Below are 11,150 nucleotides of genomic sequence, written 5' to 3'. Positions count from 1 at the left end.
AAAAATCGGCCGTACGTGCTTCGGCGAATCGATCGGAGCGAGATATTAGCTGGTTTAGCTTAGTAAATCGTGCATTTCCGGGATTACGGGACTGTATAGAAGTTCATGCGTTGAGGTGACGACTAGAACTTCTAGACAAAAACAAAAAAAGCCGCAGTTTATGCGACTTGCGTTGTACAGATGTTGCTGCCGACCGACAAGCGCTATGGCTTAATCACAATCAAGTAGTTCTTAAAGCTTTCCCGCTAGCCTTGTTTAACTAGATTGCTGTATTAGGAAATACGGCGTATATAGCGCTTTGCGAAAGGTTGGGATTTACGAAAAGACTCACGGCATCATCCCGTGCAATGGGATATTTGCAGGCAATGGTGACACAGAGTTGTTGACTACATTCTTGCTGATCCCATACAGATAAACGCCGGGTTGAAGATTATTGACGTTTATTGATCCAGACAAGCCCACTAAGGTGCCAGTTGTTCCCGCAATTAACGCTCGTAGCCGGGATAATCGTAATCGGTATCCTGAAGCTTATTAAGTATGTTCATATCATGAATATGAGCTTTCGTCTTGTCGGTACCCAAATTGTAGATTACTTGATAGAGTTTGAGCAGATCATCGTTAAACTGATCCGTTGCTTTATCGTGATCGGCGGATTTATACGGAATTGGAGCTCTGAATTGGGTCACTTCATCGTCCCGCTGTAGTTGCTCAAGCATACGATGTAGCTTTTCAAGCTCCTCCTCTGTCCCGCGGACCTCAAGCTGCTCATTCATAGAGGCGCCCGTATCAAGACTTTTGTTGGATACAGAAACGTATAGTGTTTTCTCGGAAGACATTCCAATCACTCCTTATCGTCAAATTAGTTTGATTTCGTGTTTATGTTTTGTTCTTGTTGTTTCTTCTAACAGATGCGCGGGGTACTTCCTGTCCAACATCAGAATAACGTGCTCAATCTGTCCCTCTTCCAGTACAGAAGCTGTCCTTTGCTTTAATCCTTCCAGTGTTTGTTTAATGAAATCCAAAGATTGTTTATTCATCGAAAATTCCCCCAAATGATTAATAACGTATCCCAAACAAAATAAACACTTGCTCCATGGACCAACAAAAAGGGAGCAAGCGTTCAACAAGACCTAGACTCATGCCGGTATCAAAAGAATTAGACGACTCTGGCATTTCAGATTGGTTCTATTCTTCGGCAAATGCAAAATGATAAATAGGGATACGTTGAATGCTGCTTCTTTTCTAAGATATAACCTTTAAAACGGAGTTTGAATCACCATAGCATCCATTAGCGAGGTTATTCAGATTGGAGTATCTTGTCCTCACAATCTTCTATATAGCGTTTATGCCGATTTTTGATCGGTTCTGTAATGTGCTCTTTACAAAAAAGAGGCTCTTCTTCGATACAAAGAAACCTTTCAACAAGCTTCAGGTTTTCTTCTCCCTCAAACTCCACGATATGAATCTCTTCTAATAACACCGTCGCTTTCGCACTGTCTAAAAAACTAGCCGTGTCATAGTGAATAACTCCGTCATACCCCAACTCTTTCATGTTTTTTTGAAATTCAGGATCCGATTTGCGTTTGCTGATTTGACTTTGAACTCTTTTCCCAACACCACCATTTGTTCCGGATATTCCGATAAAAAGTATCTTTTTATTGGAGCAATAACTCGTCTGGCCATAGAAAAAATAAAGGCCGGGGAATTTCATGTCGAAAATCTCTTTCTTACTTTGAGGTGTTACATCATATATCTTTGGCGGAATAATTGCTTTTGATTTCGAATATTGCTTCTTAAATCCTTCGATAAGCGAGTCTAATATTTTATCCATATCAGTGATCACCCTCTCCTTGAATTAACCTACCCGTTGCCGATGATGCCGGCTTATCTATCCTAAGTCATTCAAAATGACAACATTCATTTGTTGATTCAACTATATTTATTACGCTAACCTCCGTATACATTCGACTAAATAAAAAAAACGGCAGCTGTTAGCTGCCGTTTTAAAGTTTTCAATTAAGTTATTAGGTTGTCTCTGACGTACCCATTCCGTCCGGACCATCAACGATGTCGATTACACCGACTGCAATTATGGATACTGCGGCTGCTTTGCCCAGTTTCTTGGCGCCATCTTTAATCAGCTGCTTATCGTTTTCCTTAATGCCCGTCACAACATCTTTTCCGCTTTCGACCACGTATTCGATTCCTTGGCCGGCCCCCCTAATAGTAGTCGTGACCGCATCTCCAAGATCTTCGAATCCGGTCTTCGCCTGCCGCTTATCCGCCGTTATTAAACCAGCGCCAACATCCCATACACCACTCGCTGCCTGGCCTGCCAGTTCGCCAGTCTTTGCCGTCACTCTTTCCACATCATTACCGATTTCTTTAATGTAATCACTATGAACAAGTTCACCGGCAACTCGCACAGTGCCTCCAAGTACTCTGCCCGTGAAATCGCCCGCCAGCTTTCCTGCGCCTTTCAGAAAATTCATCAGAACACCTCCGTATCTTAATTTATTCTGTATAACGATTATTGACGCACTTCGTTTCATCCATTTATAACTTACTCTTTAAAACGTAATAGTCTGCGATCTTCAAGCTATTCTAATTCAAGATATCCTGTTTCGTAAAGACGAAGAACGAAACGGCCAGGGAAGCTACTCCCCAGCAGGCTAAAATGACAAGCGAGAAGCCAAGCGTCATGCCCGTGATCGGCGGCGGCGAGCCCTCCAAATAATTAGTCAGCTGCAGATTGACGGAGAAAATAAACTTCGCGCTGTGCCAGGAGGAAGTCATGTTCGATAAGAGAGTTCCGGAAATGACGGCTGCCATCATCGTCACGATGCTCGCGGCCGTACTGCGTACGAGCACGGATACCATCAGCGAGAGCAAGGCTACCGTCATGGCCGACACCCAGATCAGCCCGGCCTCCATCAGCAGATAAAGCCATTGCGGAATCGCGTGCACGAAGCTGCTTTCGACCGATGAACCGTTGATGACAAACCCCGTAAATACGGGCATTTCCCACCCTTTGTAGCCGAAAACCGCGCCTGATATAAGATAACAAAGGACGGCGCTGATCACAATGATTAATGATACGTAGAGGCTGAGTGCCACGAGTTTGCTGAACAGGATCTTCCATCGGCGCACGGGCCGCGTCAGCAGCATCTTGATCGTGCCCGCCGTACGTTCGCCCGATACAAGATCGGAAGCGAGGGCAAGTACGAGAAGCGGGAAGAAAAGCGTTACCGCGTTCGACAGGAAGCTTCGGGTGAACGTGACGCCGTTCGGCGAGTCCGGATTGACGTCGTGATCCAGGTAATACTGGAGCTGTTGCACGGCAATCCGCCGCGATCGCTTCCATTCGTCCGGGATCCTGTCGCTAGAGAGTATGTTTTGGTATTCGCTGATTTGCTGCACGAGCTGATTGCGCCAATCCTTGAAATTTTTCTTATTCGTTTCGGTGATGCGATGCTGGGCGTACGTAAAGATCGGAATAAGGATCAGCAGCACGAGCACGATGACGAAAAACCGTTTCTTCTTCCAGATCTTGAGCGTTTCGTTTTGTATGAGCGGGAGCAATCTATCCAATGCTTTCACCTTCCGTCATCCGTAAAAATAACTGCTCCAGCGTTGGCGCGATGCTGTGTACCGACACGATGCCGATGCCGGCGCGTACCGCCTTCTCGACCAGGGACGAGATCCGGTCCGGGTTCATATCCGTGATGAGTGCCTCCTTCATCCCCGTGAGCAAGCTCTCGTCGATCCGTTTTTCGTGCTCCAACACGAGTTCGACGTCGCCTTCGCCCGCGAGCAGGCGACGCCCCTCCTCCGGCTGCTCGAATTGCCAAACGACGTAATTGTCAGCGCCGCGAATTAGCTCGTCCACCGTGCCGACGGCTAGCACCTCGCCGTGGCTGATAATCGCAACGCGGTCGCACATTAGTTGAATCTCGCTTAGCAGGTGGCTCGAGATAAATAGGCTCAACCCTTGATTGGCCAGCATGCGGACGAATTCCCGCAGCTCCTTGATGCCTTTCGGATCGAGCCCGTTAGTCGGCTCGTCAAGGATGAGCAGCTTCGGCCGGCCGAGCAGCGCCTGCGCGATGCCGAGCCGTTGACGCATGCCCAGCGAGTAAGTTTTTACTTTGTCATGGATTCGATCGTCGAGGCCTACGATGGCAGCGACCTCGCGAATGCGTTCGTTATCGATGCCGCGCTGCATGCGCGCGAAATGCTCGAGATTTTCCCAGCCCGTCAGATAGGAATAGGCTTCGGGATTTTCGACGATGCAGCCGACGTTGCGCAGCGCGGCTTCGGGATTGCGGCCGATGTCTTCGCCGCAGATCAGAATCTCGCCTGAAGATGGCTTAATCAGATCGACGAGCATGCGGATCATCGTCGTTTTTCCGGCGCCGTTCGGCCCGAGAAATCCGAAGATTTCGCCGGCGCGGACCTCGAAAGTGACGTCCTTGATGATTGGTTTGCCGCCGATTTGTTTCATGACGTTGCGGACGAACAGCACGTCATCCTTTTGAGTCGACTGTCCGGACTCCTGTCTCGCGTGTTGCATGCTCGTTTCCTCCTATTCCATTGACTGCACGATGCGTGCGGCGATTTGCGCGTACCCGTCGTGATTGGGATGAAAATGATCCGACGAGAGGTACCGGCCGATTGCGTTCTCGAACAGATCGAACGTCGGGACCATCGTCATGTTGGGGTATTGGTGAAGCAGCGCATACGCCCGGTCGTTCCACTGCTGGATTTGGAGAGAGCCGCCCCGATATTCCGGTATATCGTAAAACGGATTGTACAACCCCACGTAGACGACCTGCGCATTGGGATTGATCGCATGGAGATGCTTCACGATCTGCGCCAGCCGGTTCAAGCCCTGTGGCAGCTCAGCCTTCAGCTTATCCAGGTTCAAGTCCCCCGCCTTCTTGCCCGGACTCGTGCCCGAGGCGATATGGAACAGATCGTTCCCGCCGATGGTGAATACGATTACGTTCGCCTGCCTGAGCGCAAAGCTGTAACCCTTATCGGTTTCGAGCATCTGCGCCAGCCGATTGGCCTTCAAGCCACCGATGGCCAAATTGTTGTTGAGACGTACGGACGTGTCCGGGTATTTCTGTTTCAGCAGCGCGACGACCTGCTTGACGTAACCTTCGCCTGACGCGTCGCCGGTTCCTTTCGTCAGCGAGTCGCCGATAGCCGTGATTACAATGTTCTTGCCTTCACTAAGCTTGCCTCCCGCCGGCAGCGCAGGTACGTTTACACTCCCCGCGAACACCTCGCCTTTTGGATAAAGCAAGTCTTTGACGGCGAATCCAAACCCTGCGGCCAACAGCACGGTCGACAAAACGGCGGAAATGCCGATGATTTTCCATAAGCTTCCGGAGGTTAACGATCTCATCTAGGTGGTCTCTCCTCGTTTGTTAGCAATCAATGACTTTCACAAATGATTTTTCTTTTTTAAGGTAATGCTTTCTTAGTCATTTTGCAAATTTAACCCATATATAGATAAAAAAAGAAGCAACAACCGGCGAAAAAAATCCGTGCACGCCCGCGGCCGATCGCCCGGGACTTTCGGGGGTACGGCCGAATCATGGCGTGCTCGGATACAAACACGTTAGCTATTTATTCGACAAGAACTCTGCAACCTCGGCCAGACGCGTAGCGAAGCCCCATTCGTTGTCGTACCATGTTGCGACGGAGAGCAACTCTCCTTCCACATGCGTGAGCGGCAGATCGATGATCGACGTATGCGGGTCTCCGACTATGCGCGATGACGCCCATTCTCCTTCGAGTACGTCCATGACACCCTTCAAGGCACCTTCTCGCGAGGCGCGGCGGAACATATCGTTCACTTCCTGCACCGTGCATGGCTTCTCCGTGATCAAGTTTAATTCGGCGATGCTTCCCGTGCGGGTTGGTACGCGGTACGCTTTGCCCGTGATCTGCAGGTCAGGCCAGATGAACTTTAGCGCCTTTGCCGCACCGGAAGAAGAAGGGATAATGTTCTCGGCCGCAGCCCAGGAGTCACGGCGGTCTCGCATCGGCTGATCCGTCAGCGATTGCGTGTTGGTATAGGAATGCACCGTGGAGAACAGACCAAATTTGATCCCGTAGTTTTCTTTGACGAGCTTGACGACTGCGGCCAACGCGTTAGTCGTGCAGCTGGCCATGCTAATAATCCGATGCTTGTCAGGATCGAAGCTATCGAGGTTGATACCCTTTAGCAGCACCGCGTCGCAATCGTCCAGGGATTTGCTCGGACCGCTGATCAGGACGCGCTTCGCACCCCGGTCCAGATGCACTTGCGCTACGGAACGGACAACAGCACGGCCCGTGCAATCGACGACGAGATCCACGCCGAGCGACTTCCAGTCCGGCACTTCCTTTGAGGAATTAATATAAAGAATTTCTCGACCGCCAATAACCATGGCGCCCTCTCGGGCGGATACGTCCTCGTGCCAACGCTTATAGTTCGAATCCACTTCAAACAGAGCGGCAAGCGTGCCTTCATCTTTGATATCAGATATCGAGACCGGAACGAAGAGCTTGTCCGCAAGCGCAACGCGCAACAGTTGCCTACCGATGCGGCCAAATCCGAAAACCGCAATTTTACCCATTTTTCACAGCCTCCATTACAATAACTATTGTTTTGACGGGCATAGTGTGCGCAATTTAGCTTTTAACGAAACGCCATTTTTAAAACAAAACACGTTTGTGACAGGACGCAAATTGGGCTGTCTCAATTTGAGACAGCCCTAACTTTTTTAATACATTATAATGAATTTCTTAACTTCGCGATATTCGTAGTCAGATCGTTCACAAGCTTAGGCGCCGTCTCGACGACGGTGCGAAGAATCGCTTCCCCGATTCTTTCTTGAAGAGGCGCATTGCTCGAAGCATGGAAATATTGTTCGAAGACATGGGCCATAATATCAACGCTGCCGTATACCGTTTGGTCCCGAGGTATAGAGAATGTAAGCTCTGGATCTAGAATACTGAATCTAGGAATTTTCGTATTACGCCGTACGATTCTGTTAGCTGAGCGAACGGCAGCAATCGGTTCAAGGCTCAGTACGCTGCTTGGAATCCACAACGGTCTTCTTCTTCCGTCTTAAACCATGAAAAAGAAGCCGCATCCCATGTCGGAATGCGGCTCCTTGCCTGTCTGAAATTCTTCTATACTTATACCTAGAGCCGTAAGCTGATCTTTCTCTCATGCTTGTCTTTCTTCAGCGAAACAATCGCTCTCCAGTCACCGTTCATTGGAAGGTAAACCTTGGTTTTGTATTCTCCCAATGCGCTTCTCTCCATCTGCGCTTTCATTTTATGATTCATTCCTTGCATCGACATGGACAAATTTATTCGCACAAGGTCGACATCTACCAGGCTGCCGGTTGAATTTTTAATCGTCAACTTGTATGCATGGGCTGTGGTGTCGCCGGTGTTTGGAGTATCCTCCATCGAGATAGTCAGATCATCCAGGAATGGGCTTGACGATGGCTTGGATCCAAGACTGCAACCTGCCAGCAGGATGATCATCATAGCGATGATTACCGTTGTCATCCATTTCATTCGTTTATTCTTCATCGTAATTATACCGTTGGCTAATCATGTCAGCATGAATCATTTAAGTTAACCCCTTACTCCTCGTGATGACACTAGTCTAGCACTTTGGCAACCTTCAATAAAGGGCAATGGGACCGAAAGCCATGTCGATAATTTGAACGGATGCCTGATTTAAAATGTGCTTTCTTTATGCGTGTCCGGACACCAGCGCGCGGCACGGTATTGCTTAATCAGCGCGTCTACCGCCCTATCGGTACGAATAGCCGTCAGCGCTTCGAAAGAGTACGCTCTCGTATACCGGTCTTGGCTATGCAGGCCGGATTCAAGCCCATTGATAACGAGATCCGCGTCCCCGTTTTTACCGATACGCAGTAAGGATAATGCCGCTGTATAGGCCATTTTGTTCGTTATATATTCTTGATTGTGTACGTAAGCGCTTGTGCTGACTTCCCCCTTGCAGGCAGATTCCCGGGCAACCGAGTCTTCGAGCGTCCGAACCAATGCGGGTACCGTTTCGTCTGCCGGCTCGGCAATCATTCCGAGCGCTTCGACGGCATTGCGTCTCACCCATTCGCTCGCGTCATTCAACGAGATAATTAAAGAGGGAACCGCGGAGGCAGCCGTAGATCCCAGCATCCCCAGCACGAATGCGGCCAGAGCCCTTTTATTCTCGTCTTGATGAACAAGTAGTTGAACCAGGCCGGGAATGGCGTCCTTGCCGGAAGCTTGAAGTCCATAAGCTGCACGTTGTGCTGTTAACTTGGATCCTTCTCCTACTTCCTTTAACAAAGCCGCTGTACCTGAATCTCCAATATGCCCAAGCGCATATACGGCATTCAATGCCACATTCTCAGAAGAATCGCGTATAAGCTCTGTCAGCTTTGGAACGGCTGGCGCTGCGGCATTACCGGTGAAGCCAAGCTTGTCGGCTGCCTGGCTGCGAATGAGTTCATCCTCGCTAGACAATGCCTCGAGTAAAAGAAGAACCTCTGTTTCATTGCCGACAGCAGTCTTCGCCGTGCTCCCCTCTCCCTTGAGCCAGTACCAAACATCACTCCATAAATTCAAATGGGCATCCGGCGCGTTGGAAGGGAAAACCGGTGCTGCGTTTGCATGATTCCAGCTTGGAGACTTCGGCTCTGATAAACGGACAAATTGGAACTTAAGCATGTAACGGTCTAAATTGGATGTGTTCAGGGATGCTTTATGCCATAGATCGAAGTGAACGAGCGCAATCGTGCCCGCCTTTCCCGTTGGCAGCAGCGTTGTTTGATTCGGGAATTTTTCATTGTATTGGGAGCCGGGCATAATCGCCGTCGGGCCCATTTCTTCCGTAATATCCTGCGTGTAGTAGAACATCATGACCCACCATGGACGATGACTGCGCATGGAGGACCAGAAGCCGTCCTTATGCCACTCCCCGCCTCCGGGCTTCCCGTTACCCGGCTGATTGAAATGCATATGGCGATGCGGGTGCATATAATAGTCAGGTCCAAGGACGCTAGTCAATGCGCCTTTCGTTACCGGTGTCTCGAAGAATTTCTGGATGTCCGGTACGCGAGGTAAAATATTGTTTCCGGGATTTCCCTCATTTTGCAGGACGAAATCGATTTGATTCATCACGCTTCGATGCAGCTCTTCCGGTAAATCGTTCTGAAGAACGAGGTATCCGTTCGTAATAAACTGAATCATCTGCTCGTCATTCAACAAAGTTAACGCTTTCGACATTTTGGGCAGCCCCTTCATGAACAAGTATTTGTGATATATTTAATGTAACTGGGGCCGCCCGATTTGTATTTAGCTTACAGTCAGATAGTTGCACAATAGTCAGGTGAATTTGAAGGATTATTAAATGATACAGAGAGAGGGGGTATCGCCGCGATGGATTTTTCCAAATTCCATCCGTACGTCTATTACGCCACGAAGTACCCGTTCTACCGGGGACAGACCAGCCTTAATCGATACGTTTACGCGAGTTCCATTTATTTCGTTACGGAGGGTAAAGGCATCTTTCGTCTGGGGGACTCCGAACATGAAGCTTCACCTGGCATGATGGTCTATATGGAACCGGGTCAAGCCCACGACTGGCTAGCGGATGCGGACGAGCCTATGACGCATGTATGCTGCTATTTCGATTGGCATTACGTGGACCGTACGGAAGCGTTTAAGGATGAGGCTGCCCCCATCTGCTATGACCGAGAATTGCTACGACCGGAGATGCTTGGCGAGACATTTCCTTATCCGCTGCCTGAAATCTCAAACGTAGGCGCATCGCTGCTAAGCTGGACTGATCTGCTGCAGAGGAGCTTTATCTCTAACGAGCATACGAATGAACGGACTTTTTTGCGCAGCATGTCGGCTCAGAGCCATTTTGCCGAATTCATCCATCAATTCCTCGCGTTCTCGCTGCAAGATCCCTATATCCCTGATCCTCGTATCAGCAAGCTGCTGGAGCGAATAGAAACCGAGCTGTTGAGAGGCGCCGATATCGAGCTGGAGCGGTACTATGATGAGATTGGCGTCAGCAGAGGCTACTTTTTCGAACTGTTTAAGCGAACAACCGGATTATCGCCGATCCAATATATTAATCAGTTCCGCATTAGTCGAGCAAAAGAGGATTTGCGCTCTTCCAACCTCAGCGTTATGCAAATCGCGGACAAATATCATTTTAGCTCCGTGCACTACTTTTCCAGAACATTCCGAAAGTACACCGGCAAATCGCCTCAAATGTTCCGCGAATCGGAACATTAACGAAACAACAAAACCGCGATTACGCGGTTTTGTTGTGAATAATGACGCTTGATTTTCTTTGATGGTTTCTACTACTCATCCCATTTCGAATGAAGAACGCTATGGCAAAAATTAGGACGTTGAAATCCCGGGAGAAACATTTCGCATACGTCGGCATTAATCGTGCCGTACGTCGTTTCAGGCTTATGTTTGAAGCCCTCCAAGAAAGCATGCAAGATCTCATGCTTGAAATCGTTCCGGGGAAAAGCCTTGACAACCTGCTCCCGTAATTCGGCTGAGATGAGATCGAAGTTTTTCCCCACGACATCGTATCCCACTCCAAAATTCATAAGCGCAGCTTCCGCTTCCTTATATTCCACGATTCCGATACTAGTATGAAGAGCTACCGCATCCCAGACAAGTCGAATGTTTTCTTCCGGCACTCCGCGACTGCGCAGAAAATCACGGGCTGCATTTGCCCCGTCGACCTCAAATCGCTTATCAGCGCTTCGGAATGTTGAGGTAAGACCAATATCATGAAAAAGCGAACTGATATACAACAATTCGGGATCATATTTGATTTGATTCAGGTTACCCTTCATAGCCGCAAACAAAAATACCCGGTTCGAATGGTTCCACAAAAGCTCATCCCCATGCTCGCGCAATAGCTCCGCTGCTTCAACGGCCAGCTTACTATCCGGAATCTTTATATCCGCAATAAAATTTGACATCTTCAACTTCACCTCTACTCCTTTATTTTTATAGTTCGAAAATGATCGAACTAACAAGTTCATTCTATGAAAATAAGAATGATTTATCAATATTGCTATTTCTATAAA

Annotated in this window: 12 protein-coding genes and 1 pseudogene; 1 reads left to right on the top strand and 12 read right to left on the bottom strand. The window is 48.8% G+C overall.

All coding sequences use genetic code 11. The features are described from left to right. Positions 1–485 precede the first annotated feature (485 nt). From PJDR2_RS16355 to PJDR2_RS16305, 11 genes and pseudogenes are all read right to left on the bottom strand, one after another. Positions 486–836: a hypothetical protein gene (locus PJDR2_RS16355; RefSeq protein ID WP_015844822.1), complete on the bottom strand. Its 351-nt coding sequence runs from the start codon at positions 834–836 to the stop codon at positions 486–488. 18 nt (positions 837–854) lie between these two features. Further along, positions 855–1,037: a hypothetical protein gene (locus PJDR2_RS16350; protein WP_015844821.1), complete on the bottom strand. Its 183-nt coding sequence runs from the start codon at positions 1,035–1,037 to the stop codon at positions 855–857. 260 nt (positions 1,038–1,297) lie between these two features. Then, positions 1,298–1,831 carry a hypothetical protein gene (locus tag PJDR2_RS16345; RefSeq protein WP_015844820.1) on the bottom strand — a complete coding sequence of 178 codons (534 nt, stop codon included), beginning with the start codon at positions 1,829–1,831 and terminating at the stop codon, positions 1,298–1,300. A 193-nt stretch (positions 1,832–2,024) separates the two neighbouring features. Continuing rightward, positions 2,025–2,492, bottom strand: coding sequence for a hypothetical protein (locus tag PJDR2_RS16340; RefSeq protein ID WP_015844819.1), 468 nt, complete (start codon positions 2,490–2,492; stop codon positions 2,025–2,027). 112 nt (positions 2,493–2,604) lie between these two features. Then, positions 2,605–3,591, bottom strand: coding sequence for an ABC transporter permease (locus tag PJDR2_RS16335; protein ID WP_041613479.1), 987 nt, complete (start codon positions 3,589–3,591; stop codon positions 2,605–2,607). Further along, positions 3,584–4,573: an ABC transporter ATP-binding protein gene (locus PJDR2_RS16330; RefSeq protein ID WP_015844817.1), complete on the bottom strand. Its 990-nt coding sequence runs from the start codon at positions 4,571–4,573 to the stop codon at positions 3,584–3,586. Before PJDR2_RS16330 ends, PJDR2_RS16335 begins: the two co-directional genes overlap by 8 nt. Positions 4,574–4,585: 12 nt before the next feature. Next, positions 4,586–5,413, bottom strand: coding sequence for a GDSL-type esterase/lipase family protein (locus PJDR2_RS16325; protein WP_015844816.1), 828 nt, complete (start codon positions 5,411–5,413; stop codon positions 4,586–4,588). A 220-nt stretch (positions 5,414–5,633) separates the two neighbouring features. Further along, entirely contained in the window at positions 5,634–6,632 is a 999-nt protein-coding gene (locus PJDR2_RS16320) for a type I glyceraldehyde-3-phosphate dehydrogenase (protein WP_015844815.1), read from the bottom strand. Positions 6,633–6,823: 191 nt separating this feature from the next. Further along, positions 6,824–7,033 (bottom strand): annotated as a pseudogene (locus PJDR2_RS33530) (iron-containing alcohol dehydrogenase); the annotation flags it as partial. Positions 7,034–7,203: 170 nt separating this feature from the next. Next, on the bottom strand, positions 7,204–7,587 hold the full coding sequence (locus tag PJDR2_RS16310; RefSeq protein ID WP_041613477.1) for a FixH family protein: 384 nt from the start codon (positions 7,585–7,587) through the stop codon (positions 7,204–7,206). 165 nt (positions 7,588–7,752) lie between these two features. Next, a complete protein-coding gene (locus PJDR2_RS16305; protein WP_015844813.1) occupies positions 7,753–9,309 on the bottom strand; it encodes a HEAT repeat domain-containing protein in 1,557 nt (518 codons plus the stop codon). Positions 9,310–9,462: 153 nt separating this feature from the next. Here PJDR2_RS16305 and PJDR2_RS16300 point away from each other — a divergent pair, with 153 nt between their 5' ends. Then, positions 9,463–10,332, top strand: a complete 870-nt coding sequence (locus PJDR2_RS16300; RefSeq protein ID WP_015844812.1) for a helix-turn-helix transcriptional regulator — start codon at positions 9,463–9,465, stop codon at positions 10,330–10,332. Between the two features lie 71 nt (positions 10,333–10,403). On the opposite strand, the gene PJDR2_RS16295 is transcribed toward PJDR2_RS16300, so the two are convergent. Further along, on the bottom strand, positions 10,404–11,042 hold the full coding sequence (locus PJDR2_RS16295; RefSeq protein ID WP_041614342.1) for an HD domain-containing protein: 639 nt from the start codon (positions 11,040–11,042) through the stop codon (positions 10,404–10,406). Positions 11,043–11,150 lie beyond the last annotated feature (108 nt).

This window comes from Paenibacillus sp. JDR-2 (genome assembly GCF_000023585.1).
In the GTDB taxonomy this organism is placed as follows: domain Bacteria; phylum Bacillota; class Bacilli; order Paenibacillales; family Paenibacillaceae; genus Pristimantibacillus.
This window is presented reverse-complemented; position numbering and strand designations above follow the sequence as displayed.